Annotated in this window: 18 protein-coding genes; 13 read left to right on the top strand and 5 right to left on the bottom strand. The window is 69.2% G+C overall.

Translation table 11 applies throughout. The features are described from left to right. Positions 1–8 precede the first annotated feature (8 nt). The 7 genes from ACOZ38_RS10265 (at position 9) to ACOZ38_RS10295 (ending at position 8,336) form a co-directional block, all read left to right on the top strand. Positions 9–1,319, top strand: a complete 1,311-nt coding sequence (locus tag ACOZ38_RS10265; protein WP_424529920.1) for an ABC transporter substrate-binding protein — start codon at positions 9–11, stop codon at positions 1,317–1,319. Further along, positions 1,319–2,242 (top strand): carbohydrate ABC transporter permease, encoded by a 924-nt coding sequence (locus ACOZ38_RS10270; RefSeq protein WP_405145732.1) that lies wholly within the window; start codon positions 1,319–1,321, stop codon positions 2,240–2,242. The genes ACOZ38_RS10265 and ACOZ38_RS10270 overlap by 1 nt, the downstream gene beginning before the upstream one ends. Beyond that, complete coding sequence (locus ACOZ38_RS10275) at positions 2,239–3,144, top strand: carbohydrate ABC transporter permease (protein WP_424529922.1); 906 nt, start codon at positions 2,239–2,241, stop codon at positions 3,142–3,144. Before ACOZ38_RS10270 ends, ACOZ38_RS10275 begins: the two co-directional genes overlap by 4 nt. A 56-nt stretch (positions 3,145–3,200) precedes the next feature. Then, complete coding sequence (locus ACOZ38_RS10280; protein WP_424529923.1) at positions 3,201–6,161, top strand: glycoside hydrolase family 3 C-terminal domain-containing protein; 2,961 nt, start codon at positions 3,201–3,203, stop codon at positions 6,159–6,161. A gap of 415 nt (positions 6,162–6,576) precedes the next feature. After that, the gene (locus tag ACOZ38_RS10285) at positions 6,577–7,407 is read left to right on the top strand and encodes a helix-turn-helix domain-containing protein (RefSeq protein WP_424529925.1); all 831 of its coding nucleotides are present in this window, start codon (positions 6,577–6,579) and stop codon (positions 7,405–7,407) included. Then, positions 7,398–7,598, top strand: a complete 201-nt coding sequence (locus tag ACOZ38_RS10290; protein ID WP_424529927.1) for a DUF397 domain-containing protein — start codon at positions 7,398–7,400, stop codon at positions 7,596–7,598. Before ACOZ38_RS10285 ends, ACOZ38_RS10290 begins: the two co-directional genes overlap by 10 nt. A gap of 489 nt (positions 7,599–8,087) precedes the next feature. Further along, complete coding sequence (locus tag ACOZ38_RS10295; protein ID WP_405145743.1) at positions 8,088–8,336, top strand: hypothetical protein; 249 nt, start codon at positions 8,088–8,090, stop codon at positions 8,334–8,336. Between the two features lie 77 nt (positions 8,337–8,413). On the opposite strand, the gene ACOZ38_RS10300 is transcribed toward ACOZ38_RS10295, so the two are convergent. From ACOZ38_RS10300 to ACOZ38_RS10310, 3 genes are read right to left on the bottom strand one after another with little or no spacing between them, the layout of a single operon-like run. Then, complete coding sequence (locus ACOZ38_RS10300; protein WP_405145745.1) at positions 8,414–9,319, bottom strand: carbohydrate ABC transporter permease; 906 nt, start codon at positions 9,317–9,319, stop codon at positions 8,414–8,416. Continuing rightward, entirely contained in the window at positions 9,316–10,371 is a 1,056-nt protein-coding gene (locus ACOZ38_RS10305; RefSeq protein WP_424529930.1) for an ABC transporter permease, read from the bottom strand. The genes ACOZ38_RS10300 and ACOZ38_RS10305 overlap by 4 nt, the downstream gene beginning before the upstream one ends. A 27-nt stretch (positions 10,372–10,398) precedes the next feature. Then, entirely contained in the window at positions 10,399–12,093 is a 1,695-nt protein-coding gene (locus ACOZ38_RS10310) for an extracellular solute-binding protein (RefSeq protein ID WP_424529932.1), read from the bottom strand. A 333-nt stretch (positions 12,094–12,426) separates the two neighbouring features. On the opposite strand from ACOZ38_RS10310, the gene ACOZ38_RS10315 reads away from it, so the two are divergent. From ACOZ38_RS10315 to ACOZ38_RS10325, 3 genes are all read left to right on the top strand, one after another. Further along, complete coding sequence (locus ACOZ38_RS10315; RefSeq protein ID WP_424529934.1) at positions 12,427–13,638, top strand: ROK family protein; 1,212 nt, start codon at positions 12,427–12,429, stop codon at positions 13,636–13,638. Positions 13,639–13,908: 270 nt separating this feature from the next. Beyond that, positions 13,909–16,755 (top strand): glycoside hydrolase family 3 C-terminal domain-containing protein, encoded by a 2,847-nt coding sequence (locus ACOZ38_RS10320; RefSeq protein WP_424529936.1) that lies wholly within the window; start codon positions 13,909–13,911, stop codon positions 16,753–16,755. Continuing rightward, positions 16,752–17,795 carry a LacI family DNA-binding transcriptional regulator gene (locus ACOZ38_RS10325; RefSeq protein ID WP_405145755.1) on the top strand — a complete coding sequence of 348 codons (1,044 nt, stop codon included), beginning with the start codon at positions 16,752–16,754 and terminating at the stop codon, positions 17,793–17,795. Before ACOZ38_RS10320 ends, ACOZ38_RS10325 begins: the two co-directional genes overlap by 4 nt. On the opposite strand, the gene ACOZ38_RS10330 is transcribed toward ACOZ38_RS10325, so the two are convergent. Beyond that, positions 17,760–18,101: a cupin domain-containing protein gene (locus tag ACOZ38_RS10330; RefSeq protein ID WP_424529938.1), complete on the bottom strand. Its 342-nt coding sequence runs from the start codon at positions 18,099–18,101 to the stop codon at positions 17,760–17,762. The two genes, ACOZ38_RS10325 and ACOZ38_RS10330, sit on opposite strands and share 36 nt — an antisense overlap. After that, positions 18,098–18,358, bottom strand: a complete 261-nt coding sequence (locus ACOZ38_RS10335) for a DUF2249 domain-containing protein (RefSeq protein WP_424529939.1) — start codon at positions 18,356–18,358, stop codon at positions 18,098–18,100. The genes ACOZ38_RS10330 and ACOZ38_RS10335 overlap by 4 nt, the downstream gene beginning before the upstream one ends. Before the next feature lie 66 nt (positions 18,359–18,424). On the opposite strand from ACOZ38_RS10335, the gene fdxA reads away from it, so the two are divergent. The 3 genes from fdxA to ACOZ38_RS10350 are packed head-to-tail and all read left to right on the top strand — an operon-like array spanning position 18,425 to position 20,030. Further along, positions 18,425–18,769: a ferredoxin gene (gene fdxA, locus ACOZ38_RS10340; protein ID WP_424529941.1), complete on the top strand. Its 345-nt coding sequence runs from the start codon at positions 18,425–18,427 to the stop codon at positions 18,767–18,769. After that, positions 18,766–19,599 carry a helix-turn-helix transcriptional regulator gene (locus tag ACOZ38_RS10345; protein ID WP_424529943.1) on the top strand — a complete coding sequence of 278 codons (834 nt, stop codon included), beginning with the start codon at positions 18,766–18,768 and terminating at the stop codon, positions 19,597–19,599. The genes fdxA and ACOZ38_RS10345 overlap by 4 nt, the downstream gene beginning before the upstream one ends. Beyond that, positions 19,596–20,030 carry a hypothetical protein gene (locus ACOZ38_RS10350; protein ID WP_424529944.1) on the top strand — a complete coding sequence of 145 codons (435 nt, stop codon included), beginning with the start codon at positions 19,596–19,598 and terminating at the stop codon, positions 20,028–20,030. Before ACOZ38_RS10345 ends, ACOZ38_RS10350 begins: the two co-directional genes overlap by 4 nt. The last annotated feature ends 21 nt before the right edge of the window (positions 20,031–20,051 follow it).

The following is a 20,051-nucleotide window of genomic DNA, read 5'->3' on the forward strand; positions in this document are numbered from 1 at the left end:
GAAACACCATGTCCAAAATAGGGATCGTCGCCGCGCTCGCCGCGGCGGCGGTGACACTCGCCGCCTGCGGCTCCGGAGGTTCCACGGACACGAGCGGCGGGGGCGGCTCCGGCGAGGCGAAGACCCTGACCCTCTGGCACTACGAGGGGGCGACCAGCGCGATGGGCGTCGCCTGGGCCGACGCCATCAAGCAGTTCGAGGCGAGCCACCCGGGCGTCAAGGTGAAGTTCGAGGAGAAGGGCTTCGAGCAGATCCAGAAGACGGCCAGCATGGTCCTCGGGTCCGACCAGGCCCCGGACATCATGGAGTACAACAAGGGCAACGCCACCGCGGGCCTGCTGTCGAAGCAGGGGCTGCTGACCGACCTGAGCGAGCAGGCCACCAAGCGCGGCTGGGACAAGCTCCTCAGCCCGAGCCTGCAGACCACGGCCCGCTACGACGACAGGGGCGTCATGGGCTCGGGCAAGTGGTTCGGCATCCCGAACTACGCCGAGTACGTCATGGTCTACTACAACAAGGACGCCTTCGAGAAGCAGGGCATCACGGTGCCCACGACATTCGACGAGTTCACGGCGGCTCTGGACAAGTTCGCCAAGGCGGGCATCACGCCCCTCGCCGTCGGCGGCGCCGAGTACCCGGCCCAGCAGATCATGTACCAGCTCGCGCTCAGCAAGGCGCAGCGTCCCTGGGTGGACGCCTTCCAGCTCTACAAGGGCAAGGTCGACTTCCACGGCCCCGAGCTGACCTACGCCGCGACCACCTTCGCCGACTGGGTGAAGAAGGGCTACATCAGCAAGGACTCGGCCGGCATCAAGGCCGAGGACATGGGCACCTCGTTCATCTCCGGCAAGTTCCCGATGATGGTCTCGGGAAGCTGGTGGTACGGCCGCATGAGCTCCGACATCAAGGACTTCAAGTGGGGCACGTTCCTGTGGCCGGGCAACCAGATGAGCGCGGGCTCCAGCGGCAACCTGTGGGTGGTGCCGGAGAAGTCCGGGAACAAGGACCTGGCCTATGACTTCATCGACCTGACGATGAAGAAGGACATCCAGAACGAGCTCGGCAACGCGGGCGGCGTCCCCGTCGCGGCCGACCCCACGGCCATCACCGACGAGAAGAACAAGGAACTGATCGAGAACTTCAACAAGCTCTCGGCACAGGACGGCCTCGCGTTCTACCCCGACTGGCCCGCCCCCGGCTACTACGACACCCTGGTGGCCGGCGTCCAGGAGCTGATCAACGGCAGCAAGGCCCCGGACAAGGTCCTGGACGAGATCGCGCAGCCGTACAACGACAACCTCGCCGACATCGGCAACTGATGGCCGTGCACGCAACGGCGCGGGCGCCCGAGCCGGTCCGGCGCCCGCGCGGGGGCACGGGGTACTGGGTCTACCTGGTGCCCAGCGCGGTGCTCTTCCTCGCGGTCGTCATCGTGCCGTTCCTGATGAACGTCGGGGCGAGCTTCACCAGGTGGAGCGGTGTCGGCACGCCCAGATGGACCGGGCTCGACAACTACCGGCGGCTGCTCGCCGACGAGACCTTCTGGGCCTCGTTCCAGCACAACGTCGCGCTGATCGTCGCCATGGCGGTCCTGCCCACCATCTTCGGCCTGCTGCTCGCCGCCGCGCTGTTCGACTACATCGGCAAAAGGTTCGGAGCCCGGACGGCGAGCGCGCTGCGCGCCGCGTACTACCTGCCGCAGGTGCTGCCGGTGGCGGTCGCCGGGGTTGTGTGGGGCTGGATGCTGCACCCGTCCTACGGCGCGCTCAATGAGGTGCTGAAGGCCGTCGGGCTCGGCTCGCTGGCGCAGAACTGGCTCGGCGACCCCGACATCGCCCTGGCCTCCGTCATGGGGATCATGGTGTGGTTCCAGCTCGGCTACCCGGTCGTGATCTTCATGGCCGGGCTGCAGCGGGCCGACCCTGCGCTGCACGAGGCCGCGGAGATCGACGGCGCCTCCTGGTGGCGGCGGTTCTGGCACATCACGTTGCCGCAGATCAGACCGGAGATCTACGTGGTCCTGCTGACCTGCACCATCGCCGCGCTCAAGGTCTTCGGCCCGATCTTCGTGCTCACCCGGGGCGGCCCGGGCAAGGCCACGATGGTGCCGTCGTACTTCAGCTACCAGAACTTCTTCGAGAAGGCCAACGTGGGCTACGGCTCGGCCATCGCCACCGTGCTCGCGATCATCATCGTGATCGTGACCTTCCTCTTCCTGCGGGTCCAGGAGCGCAAGCCATGACCTCCCTGCAGGTACGTCGGACGAGCGCCGGGCGACGGGCAGATCTCGTACGGCCCGGCCACGCGCGCGGCCGTGCCGCCGGCGCGGGCCCCGGCGGGTGGGCGATCCTCGCCGCGCTCGCCGTGCTGGCCGTGGTGATGCTCCTGCCCTTCGCAATCGTCACGCTCAACGCCGTCAAGACCCCGGCGGAGTACTCCTCCAACGGGCCGCTGAGCCTGCCGCACGGCATCTACCTCGACGGCATCATCGACTTCTGGAACCGCGTCGACTTCGGCCGCAAGCTGCTCAACAGCACGCTGATCAGCGCGGCGGTCGCCGTGCTCGCCGTGGTCCTGTCGGTGCTCAACGCCTACGCCCTCGGCATCGGCCGGGTGCGCGGCCGGCTGTGGATCCTCGTGCTCTTCCTGGTGGCCAACACGCTGCCGCAGGAGGCCCTCGCCTACCCGCTCTACTACCTGTCCAAGGAGGTGGGCCTGTACGACAGCCGGCTGGCGGTGATCCTCATCTTCACCGTCGTCCAGAGCGCCTTCGGGACGTACCTGCTGTCGGCCGTCCTCGGTGACTTCCCGAGGGAGATCATGGAGGCGGCGGCCATGGACGGGGCCGGCCGGTGGAGGGTGCTCTGGCGGATCGTCGTGCCGATCAGCCGCCCCACGCTGAGCGTCCTGATGATCTTCTTCTTCATCTGGACCTGGAACGAGTTCTTCCTGCCGCTGATCTTCCTGATCTCCAACGACAACCAGACCGTGCCGGTGGCGCTCGGGGTGCTCCAGGGCGACAAGATGATGGACGCCACCATGTCCAGCGCGTCGGCCCTGCTGGGCATCATCCCGGCCGTCGCCTTCTTCCTGATCTTCCAGCGGACGCTGACCCGCGGCGTCACGGTGGGCGCCGTCAAGTAGGCGCGCGCCCGCACCCCCTTCGAAAACCCGCGTCAACCACCTGACCTGGAGGCGCCATGTCCCTTAGACGACCCTTATGGATCGCGGCCGTCCTCGGCCTGCTGATGACCCTGCTCGTGGCACCCGCCAGAGCGGCCGAGGACCTCCCCTTCCGAGATCCGTCCCTCCCGCTGAGCGCGCGGATCGACGACCTGCTCGGCAGGCTCACGCTCACCGAGAAGATCTCCCTGCTCCACCAGTACCAGCCCGCCATCCCGCGCCTCGGCATCGGCCTGTTCAAGACCGGCACCGAGGCGCTGCACGGAGTCGCCTGGTCCACCGACATCGACCACGGCGGCGCCGTCGTCACGGCGAACGGCACGGTCTTCCCGCAGGCCGTCGGCCTGGCGAGCACCTGGGACACCGAGCTGATCAAGAAGGTCGGCGCCGCCGTCGGCGACGAGGCGCGCGGCTTCAACGCTCAGAACCCCAGGGTCTGGGGGCTGAACCTGTGGGCCCCCGTCGTCAACCTGCTGCGCGACCCGCGCTGGGGGCGCAACGAGGAGGGCTACTCCGAGGACCCGCTCCTGACCGGCGCGATCTCCACCGCGTACGGCTCGGGCATCCAGGGCGACGACCCCGACCACCTCAGGGCCGCCCCCACGCTCAAGCACTACCTCGCCAACAACAACGAGGTGCACCGCGACACGACCTCCTCCAGCCTGCGGCCACGGGTGGAGCGGGAGTACGACCAGGCCGCGTTCAAGCCGGCCATCGCGGCCGACGCCGCCACCGGCGTCATGGCCTCGTACAACCTGGTCAACGGCCGTCCCAACACGGTGAACCCCGCCCTGAACACCGCCGTGCGCTCCTGGACCACCAGGGACCTGCTCAACGTCACCGACGCGGGCGCGCCGAACAACCTCGTCGGCTCCGAGGCGTACTACCCGAACCTCACCGAGGCGGACGCCGCCGCGCTCAAGGCGGGCATCGACAGCTACACCGTCGACGACACCAACGCGGGCCCGACCACCACGGCCATCACCAACGCCCTCTCCCAGGGGCTGATCAAGGAATCGGACGTGAACACCGCCGTCCGGCACATCCTGAGCATCCGGTTCCGGCTCGGCGAGTTCGACCCGGACGGCGGGCCGTACGGGAAGATCGGCAAGGAGGTGGTCAACAGCCCCGAGCACCAGGCGCTGAACCGCCGGACCGCGGCCGAGGCCATGGTGCTGCTGAAGAACTCCGGCAGGACCCTGCCACTTCCCGCCACGACCAAGAAGGTCGCCGTGGTCGGCCCGCTGTCCAAGACGCTGTACACCGACTGGTACTCGGGCAGCCTGCCGTACCGCGTCACCCCGCTCGACGGCATCAAGGAGCGCCTCGGCGGCGGCGGCACGGTCACCGGCACCGAGGGCGCGGACCGCATCGCCCTCAAAGACCTCGCGACCGGCAAGTACGTCACCGCCGGGACCGGCGCGTCCGGGGCCGTCCTCAAGGAGGGCGCGACCACCGCCGGCGACACCGAGAAGTTCGACGTCTTCGACTGGGGTCAGGGCATCCTGACGCTGCGCAGCGTCGCCAACGGCAAGTACGTCGGCTACAACTGGTCGAGCTTCGTCAACGACCAGGACCAGCCGAACGGGTGGTTCGTCCAGCAGCAGTTCAAGCTCGAACGGCAGGCCGACGGCGCCTACCTGCTGAAGTACGCCGGGTATGAGACCGCCTACGACTGGTTCGGCCCGAACAAGTACCTCAGGGCCAACGCCGACGGCACCCTGGCGCTCACCACCGCCGACCAGGCGGCGAGGTTCGCCAAGGAGACCGTGAGCAGCGGGGTGGACGCCGCCGTCGCCGCGGCCAAGGGCGCGGACGCGGCGGTCGTCGTGGTCGGCAGCATGCCGTTCATCAACGGCCGCGAGGACCACGACCGCATGGACATGAACCTCGCCGAGGGGCAGGAAGCCCTGGTCAAGGCGGTCCAGAAGGCCAACCCGAACACGGTCGTGGTGCTGGAGAACAGCTACCCGACGACGATCGGCTGGGAGCAGGCGAACGTCCCGGCGATCCTGTGGACGACGCACGCCGGCGCCGAGACCGGGCACGCCCTGGCCGACGTGCTCTTCGGCGACGCCAACCCGGCCGGGCGCCTGACGCAGACCTGGTACAGATCATCCGCCGACCTGCCGGACATCCTCGACTACGACATCGTGAAGAACGGCGCCACCTACCTGTACTCCGCGGCCAAGCCGCTCTACCCCTTCGGGCACGGGCTCAGCTACACGACGTTCGGGTATCAGGGGCTCAAGCTGGCCTCGAACTCCGTGAAGCCGGACGGGACCGTCGAGGCCACCGTCAAGGTGACCAACACCGGCAAGGTGGCGGGAGACGAGGTGGTCCAGCTCTACACCCACCAGCGGTCCTCGCGAGTGAAGCAGCCGGTGAAGCAACTGCGCGCCTTCCAGCGCGTGCACCTGACCGCCGGGCAGACCAAGACGGTGACGCTCTCGTTCAAGGCCGCCGACCTGGCCCTGTGGGACGTCACCCGGAACACCTGGGCTGTCGAGAAGGCCGAGCACGACGTGCTGGTGGGCGGCTCCTCCGACAGCGTCCGCCAGCGCACGACGCTCAGCGTGAACGGCGAGCGGATCCCGCACCGGGACCTGTTCAAGGTCACCGGGGCCGCCGACTTCGACGACTACGCGGGCGTCGAGCTCGTCGACGAGACGAAGGCGTCGGGCGATGCCGTGGGCGGCACAGGTACGGGTGACTGGATCTCGTTCAAGGACGCGGACCTCGGCAAGGGGGCGACGGCGTTCACGGCCGGGGTCGCCGCCATGGCCCCCGGGAAGATCGAGGTCCGCCTCGACTCGCCCACCGGCAAGATCCTGGGCACCGCCCAAGTGCCGGCCACCGGCGGCGTCTACACCTACACCACGGCCACCACCACGCTGTCGAAGACCGCCGGCCTCCACGACCTCTACCTCGTCTTCACCGGCGACCTCCGCGTCAAGGACTTCGCCCTGACCAAGTAGGCCCACCGATACCTTCGCCGGGTTGCCGTCCGCCTGGCCGAGGGGTCACCTTCGCTGATCCCCACAGCCACCCACCTCGGCGGTCTCCCCATCTCCACCGTCCCCGCCCCGGACTACCGCTGAATCTTTATACAGACGGAAGGGCCGGACCCTTTGCGGCCCGGCCCTTCCTGGTGTTCGTTCTGGTGCTCGTGCCGAGCGCGAATGCTCGTTCTGCTTAATCAGGCGATCACCATGGGCGAGGTAAGGCTTTGCGATGAGTTCGGCTTTCCCGGATGCGCCCACGTAGTCGTGATTTCTTGCCCCAAGCCTGGAGTCAGCGCATTACGCTTGGTAGCGAATTGACTACGGAATGACTTCAGAGTTGTTCTGAGGTCAGTGAGTCAGGTCTGGCCAGGTGTCGCGAGGGGACCTCATGACCAAAATGATCGACATCGACCCCGCGGAGTCGCCGCGTGCTCGGTTCGCGTACGAGCTTCGCCGCCACCGATTGGCGGCGGAGCTCACCCAGAAGCAGTTAGGCCGCAGGATCGGCTTCTCCACCAGCGCGGTGGCCATGGTCGAGACGTCCAAGTTCCGCCCGTCCGAGCGGTTCGCCGAGCTGTGTGACGAGGTTTTCGGCCTCGACGGCGTCATGACCCGCCTCTACGCGGAGGTCTGGCCGCCCCCACCCCCCGTCCCGGCCCACTTCCGCGACTGGGCCGTGGAAGAGCAACGCGCGACTGCACTTCGGTTCTGGGCGCCGCTGCTCGTTCCGGGCATGTTGCAGACCAAGGGGTACGCCCGCCAGATCCTGTCGCGACTGCCCGGTATCTCCGCGGAACTGCTGGAGCAACGGGTGGCGGGCCGGATGCAGAGGCAGGCGGTCCTGTCACGTGACAATCCACCGGTGATCACGACTCTGATCGACGAGGGCGTGCTTCGTCGGCCTATCGGCGGTCCCGCCGCCATGCGGGAGCAACTCGAACGCCTCCTGGAGATGGCACAGCATCCCAAAGTAACCATTCAGATCGTGCCTTATAGCGCGGAGGCGCTTTCCGGGCTGAATGGCGCCTTCACCATTGCCGAGATGCGGGGTAATCCGTATACGGTTCGGGTGGAATCGCAGCCTCGGGGACGAACAGTGACGGACAGGAGCACGATCGCTGACCTGGTCAACTGTTTCGATGCCTTACGGGCTGACGCCTACCCGCAACACCTGTCCTGCAAGATGATCGAGGAAGTGGTGAAGCACGAGTGGACCTGAGCGGTGCGCAGTGGCGCAAGTCCAGCCTCTCCGGTAGCGACGGCGGCGAGTGCGTCGAAGTGGCTACCAACCTGCCCAGTGCGGTCGCCGTCCGTGACTCCAAGAATCCCCACGGACCCGCCCTGGTCTTCACCCCCGGCGAGTGGAAGTCATTCCTCGGCGGCGTGAAGGTCGGCCGGTTCCCCGGCTGAGAGTTGACGAACCCCGAGAGCCCTCGGCCGGATAGTCGGGCCGAGGGCTCTGTGTCGCATACCTTCGTCTCGCTGTATCCCCCTGCTCAGGTGCACTCGTTTGCCATGCTCGCCGGCGCCGTTTTTCGTCCAGTGTCCGCCGCCGAGCTTCGCGAACCGCCGCGACCGCCTCAACCGCGCGTACGTACTGAAGGACCTGGTTCACCGCCGGCTGATCGGTAACGTACCCGGAAGAAGTGCCCGCCGCTCTGGATGCCCGTCCCCGACGGACCAGGTTCTGGCGCTCGCCAAAGAGCGCACCGTCCGGGACCTCACCTCCGACGAACGCAAAACCTACCTCGACGCCTCCGGCTGAAGGCCGCCGGTCACCGGCGGGACTCGTGAAGCTCTGTGTCCGGATCACCAAATCTGCGTCAGGAATACACCGGCTTGGAGTCCCTTCTGTCCTTTCGTGGGTAGCTCCGTAGAAAGCGGCCCGGAGGGAAGATCATGGCGAAGTGTGAAGTGTGCGGCAACGACTATTACATGAGCTTCGAGATCCACACCAAGGGTGGGGTGCACACCTACGACAGCTTCGAATGCGCGATCCAGGGCATGGCGCCGTCCTGCGAGCACTGCGGGTGCCGGATCGTCGGCCATGGCGTCGAGGCGAACGGCCACTGGTACTGCTGCGCCCACTGCGCCAGGGAGAAGGGCGTCTCCGAGCTCGTCGACCGCGTCGGCGCGGCCATGCGCTGACGGTCGACGTCCGTGCCGTGTGATCCATTGGTGACGAGCCTCCGCCCGGAGGCCGGGCGGAGGCTCGTCACGGCGGCTCAGCCCTTGACGGCGCCGATGATCACTCCCTTGGTGAAGTGGCGCTGCACGAACGGGTAGACCACCAGCACGGGCACCAGCGCGAGGACGACGATCGACATCTGGATCGCCAGGCTCGGCGGCAGGGCCTCTCCCGCGATGGTGTCGCTGGTCTGCCCGACGACGAGCGACTGGCCCTGGAGCACGTACTGGCGCAGCACGACCTGCAGCGGCCACTTGGCGTTGTCGTTCAGGTAGAGCACGGCGTTGAAGAACGAGTTCCAGTAGCCCACGGCGTAGAACATGCCGATCACCGCGACGACGCCCTTGGACATGGGCAGCACGATGCGCCCGAGGATGCGGAACTCCCCGGCGCCGTCGACGCGCGCGCTGTCGGTCACCTCCTGCGGGATGTTCATGAAGAAGGCCCGCATGACCACGAGGTTGAACGCCGTCACGGCCGAGGGCAGGATCAGCGCCCAGTAGCTGTCGATCAGGCCGAGCGAGCTGACCAGCAGGTAGTTCGGGATGATGCCGGGCCCGAACAGGAACGTCAGCAGGATCATGAACAGCAGCGGCCGGTGGAACAGCGAGCCTGGCCGCGACAGCCCGTACGCGGCGAGCACGGTCGTGACCAGGCTGATGGCCGTGCCGACCGTCGTGACGCCGACGCTGACCATGACGGCGCGGGTCACCACCCCGCCGGAGAACAGCTCCTGGTAGGCCCCGAGGGAGAGCTCGCCGGGGATGGACACCAGCCCGCCGGCCCTGGTGACGGTGTCCTGCGTGGACAGGCTGGTGAGCACGACCATGTAGATCGGGAAGACGACGGCCGCCACGATGAGCGTCAGGACCAGCCCCTTGGCCAGCCGCCCGGCGAGGCTCGGCCGCTCGTCCCAGATGGGCCGCGAAGTGTGCGTCATCATGATCGTTTGTAGATCCCCTGCTCTCCGAACCGGTGGGCGACCCTGTTGGCGACGAGGATGAGCAGCAGGCCCACCAGGCCCTTGACCAGCCCGGCCGCCGCGCCATAGCTCCACTCCCCGGTGGTCAGCGTGCGCCAGTAGACGAAGGTGTCGAGCACCTCCGCCGCCTCCCTGCCGACCGCGTCCCGCTGGATGAAGAACTGCTCGAACCCCACGTTGAGCGCGTCGCCCAGGCGCAGGATCAGCAGCAGGACGACGACCGGGCGCAGGCCGGGCAGGGTGATGTGCCACATGCGCCTCCACCGGCCCGCGCCGTCGACGGCCGCCGCCTCGTACAGGTTCTGGTTGATCGCGGCCAGCGCGGCGAGGAAGATGATCGTCCCCCACCCCGCGTCCTTCCACACCGTCTCGCCGGTGAGCAGCAGGATGAAGGTGTCGGGGTCGGTCATCACGTCGATGCCCTGGTAGCCGTGGTCGCGCAGGATCTGCGACACCAGCCCCGCCCCGCCCAGCATCTGCTGGAACAGCGTCACGACCAGCACCCACGAGAAGAAGTGCGGCATGTATACGACGCCCTGGATGAACAGCCGCACCCGGGGCCGCACGACGCTGTCCAGCAGGATCGCGAGGGCGATCGGGATGGGGAAGTAGAACACGAGCTGGAACGTCGTGATGCCCAGCGTGTTCAGAGTCGCGTCCCAGAAGCTCTGATCCTGCAGGAGCCACTGGAAGTTCCCGAACCCGATGAACGGGCTGTCCCTGATGCCGACATAGGGGGAGTAGTCCTGAAAGGCGATGACGTTGCCGAGCAGGGGCACGTAGTGGAACACCAGCAGCAGGCCGGCCGCCGGCAGCGTCATCAGCAGGAGCGGCCAGTCGCGTCTCAGGCGGTCGAGGAACGGCCTCCTGGCCGTGATCGCCCCGGTCGGGGCCGTATTTCTGGTGCTCCGGCTTGCCTTAGGGGTCCCCTTACGGACATTGTTGGGGGTGCCGGTCCCGGCGGGTGAGGTCAGGTCACCCGCCGGGCCGGTCCTCGCTTCCCTTCTCAGCACCCCGGCCACCCCGTGTGCGCGCGGTTCCTACGCACGGCCGTTGTCCCGCAGGACCTTCATGTAGAAGTCGCGGGCCTCGTCCCCGCCGTCCCGCTTCCACTCCGCGACGATCTGCTTCACGTCGCTCACCGGCCTGCGCCCGCGCATGATGTCGGTGAACTTGTCCTCGGTCGGGATCTGCAGGCCGGACATCCTGGACGGCCGCTGGTGGCGGATGCCGTCGAGCGGCGTCTTCTCGATGTACTTGAAGCTGCTGTTCTGCCACTCCAGGATGGCCTGGACGGCGTCGGGGAACATGACGTAGTCCGCGACGATCGGCCGCCCGCCGAGGAAGACGTACGACGGCTGGGCCTCCTTGCGCCCGAGGTCGGTGTACTGCGGCACGCCCTGCGCGTCCCTGGTGAAGTGCTTGCCCTCCACGCCGTAGGTCGCGAGCTCGTACTCCTTGGTGCCGAACGGGGCCGCGCACCAGTTGAGGATGCCGAGGAGCTCCTCGATCCTGTCCTTGCCGAGGCCCTTCCTGATGAACGTGAAGATCCCCGCGGGACTGTTGTGGTACATGATCGGCGTGCTGCCGTCGCTGGAGAACAGCGGGACGGCCCCGATGGCGAAGTCCGGGTTCTTCCCCCGGTGCTGCTGGAGCAGCTCCTTCCAGGCGCCGAGGCCGTCGCGGTAGAAGATGATCTGCCCGGAGGCGAAGAGGTCCTTCTCGTTGGTGCCCTTGCTGCTCACGACGCTCGGATGGATCAGCTTCTCCTCGAACAGCTTCCGCATGAACGCGAGCATCTGCTCGAACTCGGGCGTCTCGTACTTGAAGACGAGCTTGCCGCCCTCGTACCGCCACTCCTGCGGGACCTTGAAGATGGGCCACACCATCTCGTGGATGTCGCCGAACGCCCAGCGCTTGGCCTTCGGGTCGGTGATGGCCTTGCCCAGCTCGTACAGCTCGTCGGCGGTCTTCGGCAGGGCCCAGCCGCTGTTCGCGTCGAAGATGTCCTTGCGGTACAGCAGCGCGTACGGGAACGGCTCGGTCGGGAACGGCACCGACATCAGCCTGCCGTTGAAGACGGAGAACGTCCACGCCGCGGTGGGGAGGTTGGCCAGCATCGGGTAGGCCTTGACCTTGTCGCCCTGCAGGTAGGGGGTGAGGTCCTCGAAGGCCTTGTCGACGGCCAGGTTGAAGTCGGCCATCTTCTCGATCTCCCACTGGGGGACGACCATGAGCTCGGGGACGTCGCCCGCGGCGAGCCGGGCGGTCGCCTTCTCCCCGTAGGTGTTGCCGTCGGCGATCTGGAACTCGACGGTGGCGCCGATGTCGGCGTTGCAGGCCTGGAAGTAGGCGTTGTCGGCGAGGCCGGGCGGGGGTGGGCCCCACAGTGGGGTCATCGCCTTGAAGCTGCCGCCCTTGCCGGCCTTCCCGGGGATCGCGTCGGCGAGATTCGCCGGATATTTCAGGAAACCACCGCCTACATCGGGCACGCCGTGCAGCGTCGAGGTGGTTCCGGGAATGTCCGGCTTGACGCCCTGGAAGGGGAGGTAGGACGGGGTGAGCGAGGTCAGCTTGTCCGCTATCGCGGCGGTGGCGCCTCCGCTGCCGGGCCTGCGCCCGGCGGGGGTCGAGCAGGCGGTCAGCACGCCACCGCCCGCGAGCGCGGCGGCGCTGAGGCCGACCAGGCCGAGGAAACCCCGGCGGCTGGGGCGGGCGCCCGGGGGAGGCGTCACGGCGCGCTCCGGTCATGGTGTCGAGCAGCAGAGGTCAGGTCGGCTGCGAGGGGTGTCACGGCGGTTTCCCTTCGTATCGTGCGAATCGGCGGAGTGCCGGCTTTCAAGGGTGTTGGCAGAGGGGGGCTCCGAGGTAGAGTTAGTTCGTCTTCCGCCCAAACAAATTAGCCGAGGGTGACCTACGCCACAAGGGAAGGCCGCCGGCGTTCGGCCGGGTGGCGGTCACAGATTGATGACGCGGCGCGACGAGGGAGCACAGGGGCGAGGCATGACCACCTGCTCGACGATGCGGCATGATGAGCCCACCGGGGCTCAGCGGGAACGGGGCTGATTTTGATCAATACGCACACCGGCCCTCAACCGGCGGACTTCGCCGATGTCAGGGCCGCCAACCTCGCGGTCGTGCTGCGGTTCGTACGGGAGAACGCGCCCTGTTCCCGGGCGGACATCGCGGCGTCCACCGGGCTCAACAAGGCCACGGTGTCGAGCCTGGTCGCCGACCTCGTCGACCGCCGCCTGCTCCGCGAGACCGGTCTCACCGAGAACCGCGTGGGCCGCCCCGCGACCATGCTGGTCCTCGACGGCTCGCCGTACGCCGCGATCGGCATCGAGGTGAACGTCGACTACCTGACCGCCGTGGCCGTCGACCTCTCGGGCACCGAGCTGCTGTCGTGGCGGCGCTCCTTCGCGGGCGCGACCGCGACGCCCAACCAGGCCGTCGCCGCCGTGGCCGCGCTCGCCCGGCGGGTGCTCAACCGCATGGGCAAGGAGGCCCGCCAGGTGCTCGGCCTCACCGTCGCGGTGCCTGGCCTGGTCGACGTGGGCGGCTCGGTGCGCATCGCCCCGAACCTCGGCTGGCGCGACGTCGACCTGTCCGGCGACCTGGCCAAGGCGCTGCGCGATCCGGGCTTCCCCGTCCTGGTCGACAACGACGCCAACCTCGCCGTGCTCGCCGAGCACCGCTTCGGCCCGCACGGGGGAGCCGACGACCTCGTCTACCTCACCGGTGAGGTCGGCGTGGGCGCGGGAGTCATCATGGACGGACGGCTTCGCCGGGGCGGCCAGGGGTTCGCCGGGGAGATCGGCCACATCCAGATCGACCCCTCGGGTCCCGAGTGCCGCTGTGGCCGCCGGGGCTGCCTGGAGGCCGTCGCGGGCCTCGGCGCCGTGCTCCAGCACACCGCGCCGGACGCCACCCCCGCCGAGCTGGAGCCCGAGATAGACGAGGTCGTGCGGCTGGCGCGGAGCGAGGACGCCGAGGTCCTCGCCGCGCTCGCCACTGTCGGCGCCAACCTGGGCAGGGGCGTGGCGATCATCGCGAACGTGCTCAACCCCGAGGTCGTGATCCTCGGCGGCTACTACGTCGCGCTCGCGCCCTGGGTGCTGCCCGCCGCGCGGGAGGAGCTCGCGCGCCGCAGCTTCGCGCCCGACTCGGGCGGCACGCGCCTGGTCGTCTCCACCCTCGGCTACGGCGCGGCGGCTCTGGGCGCGGCGGCCCGCCTCCTGGACTCGATCGACTCCGGCCGCCTGCCCGCGCAGACCTGACCTCGCCGGCAGGGCTGGGCTTGCCGATGGGACTGTCCCCGCCGGCAGGCCTGACCTCGCCGGCAGAAGTGGGCTCTTGACCCCGGGGCGACAAACCGGCACTCTTCAGGAGAACCCCGATGTAACACCGCTGAAATCTTCGTATACATCGTCGAAGCGCTTCGATAGACCTCCGCACGTCAGCGGCGTCGAAGCGCTTCGACCGCCAGAGACGTTCGGCATCGAAGCGCTTCGATACGCCCCTCGGTGAGCGAAGGATGGTCCCCCCAGATGAACGAACCCGTGCCAGCCGCCTTCCGCGACCCCGGCCGGCCGCTCGCGGCCCGGATCGCCGACCTCCTCGGCAGGCTCACCCTGGAGGAGAAGATCGGCCTGCTGCACCAGTACCAGGAGGCGGTGCCGAGGCTCGGGCTGGGCGCCTTCCGCACGGGCACCGAGGCCCTGCACGGCCCGGCCTGGCTCGGGCCCGCGACCGTCTTCCCGCAGGCGATCGGACTCGCGAGCACCTGGGACCCCGAACTGGTGCGGAGCGTAGGCTCGGCGACGGGCGACGAGGTGGTGGCGTTCCACCACAAGGACCCGGCCGGTGCCGGGCTCAACGTCTGGGCGCCCGTGGTGAACCCGCTGCGCGACCCCCGCTGGGGACGCAATGAGGAGGGCTACTCCGAGGACCCCTGGCTGACCGGCGTGATGGGCACGGCCTACTCCCGGGGACTGCGCGGCGACCTCCCGACCATGAAGACCGCGCCCACGCTCAAGCACTTCCTGGCGTACAACAACGAGGCCGACCGGTGCGTCACCTCCAGCGGCCTGCCGCCCCGGGTGCTGCACGAGTACGAGCTCAGTGCCTTCCGCCCCGCGATAGAGTCCGGCGCCGCCGTCTCGCTGATGCCCTCCTACAACCTCGTCAACGGCCGCCCGGCGACGCTGAGCCCGCTGATCAACGACCTCGTCCGGACCTGGACGGAGGACGACCTGCTGGTGGTCAGCGACGCTCACGCCCCGGCGAACCTGACCGGCATGCAGGCCTACTACGACGACCCGCCGGAGGCGTACGCGGCGGCGATCAAGGCGGGGCTGGACAGCTTCACGCAGGACGACGACCGGCCGGGCGACACCCTGAACCACATCAGGAAGGCGCTGGACCTCGGCCTTCTGGAGGAGCGGGACGTCGACACCGCAGTCCGTCACGCGCTGGCCATCCGGTTCCGGCTCGGCGAGTTCGACCCCGCGACGCCGTACGACGACATCACCGAGGAGGTGGTGAACCGCCCAGAGCACCAGGCACTGGCGCGGCGGGCCGCCACGCGGTCGATCGTGCTGCTGAAGAACGACGGCATCCTGCCGCTGGGGGAGCCCGCGCGGATCGCGGTCATCGGGCCGCTCGCCGACACCCTCATGGAGGACTGGTACAGCGGGACGCTTCCGTACGCGGTGACGGCCCGCGCCGGGCTCGCCGAGCGGTGCGTCACCGAGTTCCGCGAGGGCGTCGACCGGGTGGCCCTGCACGCCGCGGGCGGGTACGTGGCGGCCGGGGAGGACGGCGGCGCGCCTCTCGCGGTCAGGCCCGCGTGCGAGGCGCGGGTCACCTGGTTCGACCTGTTCGACTGGGGCGGCGGCGCGTACGCGCTGCGGGCGGTCGCCAACGGCAGGTACGTCTCGGCCGGCGACGACGGCCTGCTCGTCAACGACCAGCCCGGTCCCAACGGATGGGAGGTACGCCAGACCTTCCGGCTGGACGAGCGGCCCCGGGGCGCCCTGGCGCTCCGCCACATCTCCACCGGCCGCCATGTAGGCCTGGCGCAGGACGGCACCCTGCGGCTGACCGACGACCCGGACGCGGCGGCCGTCCTGACCCTGGAGCTCGTCGAGAGCGGCGCCCAGGCCGCCGCCGAGCTGGCCGCGACCGCCGACGTGGCCGTGGTGGTCGTCGGGGACCACCCGCTCGTCAACGGCAGGGAGACCGAGGACCGGGCCGGCCTCGGGCTGCCGCCGGCCCAGGAGGCGCTGGTCAAGGCCGTCCACGCGGCCAACCCCGACACCGTGCTGGTCGTCAGCAGCGGCTACCCGTTCGCGGTGACCTGGGCCGAGGAGAACGTGCCCGCGATCGTGTGGTCCTCGCACGGCGGGCAGGAGTACGGCCACGCGCTCGCCGGCGTGCTGTTCGGCGACGAGGACCCCGGGGGCAGGCTGACCCAGACGTGGTACCGCTCGGCCCGCGAGCTGCCCGACCTGTTCGACTACGACATCATCGCCACCGACTCGACCTACCTGTACTACCGGGGCACCCCGCTCTACCCGTTCGGGCACGGGCTGAGCTACACGCGGTTCGCGTACTCCGGCCTGCGGCTGTCGGCGAACCAGGTCGATCCGGGCGACGTGCTGACGGTAGAGGTGACGGTCGCCAACGCGGGGTCCCGGCCGGGGACCGAGGTGGTCCAGCTCTACACCTGCCAGCGGCGTTCCCGCGTCAAGCAGCCGCTGCGCCGACTCAGGGGCTTCGAGCGGGTGCGGCTCGCGCCCGGCGAGAGCCGTACGGTGACCATGGCCGTCGAGGTGGCGGACCTGGCGTTCTGGGACGTCACCCGGGGCAGGTTCGTGGTGGAGGACGCGCCGCACAAGGTGCTGGTGGGGAGTTCCGCGCGGGACATCAGGCTGTGCGGGCGGTTCACGGTGAACGGCGAGCGCATCCCCCCACGCGATCCCTACGCCCGCCCTCTGGACGCGGCGGACAACGACGAGTACGACGGAATCGTGCTCCGCGACGCCGCCCGGGTGTCCGGGGACGCCGTCCAGGGCACCGACCCGGGCGGGTGGATCGTCTTCAAGGAGGTCGACTTCGCCGGCGGCGCCGCCGCGTGCGAGCTGACGGTCGCGAGCACCGAGGGCGGCGTCCTGACGCTGCGGCTCGACGATCCGCTCTTCGGGGAGGTCGTCGGCGCCGTGTCGGTGGCACCATCGAGGCACAGGTACGACCTCGTCGGCGTCGGATGCCCGCTCGCCGGTGCCGCCGGGGTGCATGATCTCTATGTCGTGTTCGAGAACGAGGGGGTCACGGTGAGCGAGCTGGCCTTCACGCCGGCGTCCGCGCAGAGAGCCACGGGGGGCGCTCGTTGAGAACGGTCACCATCGCCGACGTCGCCAAGCACGCCGGGGTCGCCGTCAGCACGGTGTCGTACGTGCTGAGCGGCAAGCGGGCGATCTCGGCGACGACCAGCCAGCGCGTGATGCGCAGCGTCCGCGCGCTCGGCTACCACCCGAACGCCGGGGCCAGGGCGCTGGCCAGCAAGCGGTCCAACGTGATCGCGCTGGTGCTGCCGCTGCGCGCGGGCATGCACCTGCCCGTCCTCATGCAGTTCGCCACCTCCGTGGTGACCACGGCACGCCAGTTCGACCACGACGTGCTGCTGATGACCGCCGACGAGGGCCCCGACGGGCTCAGGCGCGTGGCCGCGAGCGCGCTCGTGGACGGGCTCGTGCTCATGGACGTGGAGATCCACGACCAGCGCGTGCCGCTGCTGCGCGAGCTGGGGGAGCCGAGCGTGCTGATCGGGTTCCCCGCCGACGCTTCGGGGCTCACCTGCGTGGACCTGGACTTCGCGCGGGCGGGCGCCGTCTGCGCCGACCACCTCGCCTCGCTCGGCCACCGGGAGATCGCGCTGCTCGGCGCCCCGAACGTCGTCTACGAGCGCGGCACCGGGTACGCCGAGCGCACCATGGAGGGCTTCGCCGAGGCCGGTCGCGGGCACGGCATGACGACGATCGCCTGGCCGTGCGAGGAGAGCTTCGACGAGGTGTGCGCGACCGTGAAGGCGCTGCTGGAGCGGCATCCCGGGCTGTCCGGGCTGGTGGTGCACAACGAGGCGGCGGTCGGCCACGTGCTCGGCGCGCTGCGGGTGCTGGGCAGGCGGGTGCCGGAGGACGTGTCGGTGGTGGCGATCTGCCCCGACGACGTGGCCGAACGGGCCAGTCCCCCGCTGACCTCGGTGCTGATCCCCGCCGCCGACGTCGGCTACCAGGCGGTGCGGCTGCTGATGGCCAAGCTGGAGGGTGTCGCCGTCCCCGACTCCACCCTCCTCGAACCCCGCCTCACCATCCGCCACAGTTCGAAACACCACGGGTCAGGACCGTTTCACGACCGTGAGCAGGATCGCTGAGTCCTCGAACGCCTCCAGGCTGTGGCGGGCGTCCGGCACGAGCAGAAGGTCGCCCGCCCGGCCTTCCCACGACGTCTCTCCGGAGGCCAGGCCGACCCGTCCACGGAGCACATGGACGGTCGCCTCACCAGGGCTCTCGTGCTCCCGCAGCGCAGAACCCTTGACCATACCGATCAGTATCTGCCGTAGCACGCGCTCACGCCCGCCGACGACCCCCTCGGCGGCGTGACCCCCGGCCGAGCCCGCCGCGCGGTCGAGCAGGCGACCGGCCAGCTCATCCAGAGAGAACTTCCGCAGCCGCGTCACAGAGGATCTGTGGTGCGGTGGGTGGGCGCGGCGGTCCTGCTGATGCGGATCCGCCAGAGGCGGGGCCCGGATTCCAGATACTCCCAGCGGTACGCGCCCGCCTCGTCGGTCTCGAACTCGTCGCGCAGATGCTTCGGGTCGTGGTTGTTGATGAGCACGAACGACTCGCCCGCCTCAAGCTCGGCGAACAGTGCGAAGATCCGCGGGTGTCGCTCGGGACGCGGTACCTCGCGGACATCGATCTCCTGAACCGGCATGTCACTCCTTCACCTGGTCGAGGTTACTACTATTACCACATGGATTAATTGGATAAGCTGGCGAGCATGACTTATGTGATCGGTCTGCCATGCGTGGACGTCAAGGACCGCGCATGTGTGGACGAGTGCCCGGTGGACTGCATCTACGAGGGAGAACGGATGCTCTACATCCACCCGGAGGAGTGCATCGACTGCGGCGCGTGCGAGCCGGTCTGTCCGGTCGAAGCGATCTACTACGAGGACGACCTGCCCGACGAGTGGAAGAATTACCAGGCCGAGAACGAGCGCTTCTTCTCCGAGACCCTTCCCGGCCTGGATGGACCGCTGGGCTCACCCGGGGGCGCGGCCAAGCTCGGGCTGGTGCCCGCCGACACCCCGCTGGTGACCGCTCTTCCCTTCCAGACGTCATGACGGGTTCCCCGGGGCCACGGCCCCAGCCGTCCGCCGGGCCGTCGCCGCATCCCGGCTCGGACCTCCGCCGCGCCGGGGATGGCGGTCATCCCGGCCCGAACTCCCGCCGCGGCCCGCGCGGGGACGCCGGCGACGAGCCGTCGCGCCGTGACCTCGTCCTGGCGATGGTCCGCGAGGCGCCGGCACCGCTCAGTGTGGCCGACATCGCCGAGCGGCTCGACGTCCATCCCAATACGGTGCGCTTCCATCTCGACGCGCTCCTCGCCTCGGGGGCCGTCGAACGGACCGCGGGCGAGCGCGCCGGGCCAGGCCGGCCACCGGTGGTGTACGTGCCGCGCCCCGGGATGGATCGCGGCGGCCCGCGAAACTACCTTCTGCTGGCGGAGATCCTCGCGGGGCACCTCGCCGCCACCGCCGCCGACCCGGCTCAGGCGGCCATCGACGCCGGACGCACCTGGGGGGCATTCCTGGCGCAGTCCCCTCCACCGGTACAGGAGGTCACCGAGACGCAGGCGGTCGGCCGGCTCGTCGAACTGCTCGACGGACTCGGCTTCGCGCCCGAACCGCAGCCGGCCGAGCGGCCGACCCGGATCGGACTACGCCACTGCCCCTTTCTGGAGCTGACCGACACGCGATCCCGGGTCGTCTGCCCGATCCATCTCGGCCTGATGCAAGGAGCCATGAAGGCGATGGGCGCACCGCTGACCGCCACCCAACTGGAGCCGTTCGCCCGGCCGGACCTCTGCCTCGCCCACCTGGGTCCGGCGACCGACCGGCCCGCCCCTTCCGGGGCCGCGAACCACCAGCACCCAAATGAAGGGCGGGCATGAACCACACCGTCGTGGCCGCTGCGGCGGCCACGAGTTTCCTTTGGCTGGGGATGGTCCTCGCCATCTCCGGCCTGGAGGCGCCACTGAAGTTCCGCGCGCCCGGAGTGAGCCTCCAAGTCGGCCTGTCCATCGGCCGGCTGGTCTTCCGGGCCCTCAACCGTGTCGAGATGGCGCTCGCGGCGGTGGTGCTCGCCGCGATGGCCACAAGCGGTGCGTCAGCGGCGCTGACCGCCTTGGCCCTGGCCGTGGTCGCGCTGCTGGCCGTGCAGGTCGCCGTGGTACGGCCGCGGCTGAACCGCCGCTCCGACCGCGTGCTGGCCGGCGAGGAGGCGCCCCGGTCGCGGGCCCACCACGCCTACATCGCACTCGAAGGGGTGAAGATCATCACCCTGACCGTCCTCGCGGTGATGCTCATCGCCGGCCTCTCGTAACCGAGGGCCGCATCGCAGTTC

The sequence above is a fragment of the Sphaerisporangium viridialbum genome (assembly GCF_049674955.1).
In the GTDB taxonomy this organism is placed as follows: Bacteria; Actinomycetota; Actinomycetes; order Streptosporangiales; family Streptosporangiaceae; genus Sphaerisporangium; species Sphaerisporangium viridialbum.

What these genes read in the sequence shown, in the direction of transcription:
- ACOZ38_RS10335 (WP_424529939.1), bottom strand. Translation starts at nt 18,358, where the DNA reads ATGCCGGTTCAGGAGATCGATGTCCGCGAGGTACCGCGTCCCGAGCGA.
- ACOZ38_RS10265 (WP_424529920.1), top strand. Translation starts at nt 9, where the DNA reads ATGTCCAAAATAGGGATCGTCGCCGCGCTCGCCGCGGCGGCGGTGACA.
- ACOZ38_RS10275 (WP_424529922.1), top strand. Translation starts at nt 2,239, where the DNA reads ATGACCTCCCTGCAGGTACGTCGGACGAGCGCCGGGCGACGGGCAGAT.
- ACOZ38_RS10350 (WP_424529944.1), top strand. Translation starts at nt 19,596, where the DNA reads ATGAACCACACCGTCGTGGCCGCTGCGGCGGCCACGAGTTTCCTTTGG.
- ACOZ38_RS10285 (WP_424529925.1), top strand. Translation starts at nt 6,577, where the DNA reads ATGACCAAAATGATCGACATCGACCCCGCGGAGTCGCCGCGTGCTCGG.
- ACOZ38_RS10280 (WP_424529923.1), top strand. Translation starts at nt 3,201, where the DNA reads ATGTCCCTTAGACGACCCTTATGGATCGCGGCCGTCCTCGGCCTGCTG.
- fdxA (WP_424529941.1), top strand. Translation starts at nt 18,425, where the DNA reads ATGACTTATGTGATCGGTCTGCCATGCGTGGACGTCAAGGACCGCGCA.
- ACOZ38_RS10345 (WP_424529943.1), top strand. Translation starts at nt 18,766, where the DNA reads ATGACGGGTTCCCCGGGGCCACGGCCCCAGCCGTCCGCCGGGCCGTCG.
- ACOZ38_RS10295 (WP_405145743.1), top strand. Translation starts at nt 8,088, where the DNA reads ATGGCGAAGTGTGAAGTGTGCGGCAACGACTATTACATGAGCTTCGAG.
- ACOZ38_RS10320 (WP_424529936.1), top strand. Translation starts at nt 13,909, where the DNA reads ATGAACGAACCCGTGCCAGCCGCCTTCCGCGACCCCGGCCGGCCGCTC.
- ACOZ38_RS10300 (WP_405145745.1), bottom strand. Translation starts at nt 9,319, where the DNA reads ATGATGACGCACACTTCGCGGCCCATCTGGGACGAGCGGCCGAGCCTC.
- ACOZ38_RS10270 (WP_405145732.1), top strand. Translation starts at nt 1,319, where the DNA reads ATGGCCGTGCACGCAACGGCGCGGGCGCCCGAGCCGGTCCGGCGCCCG.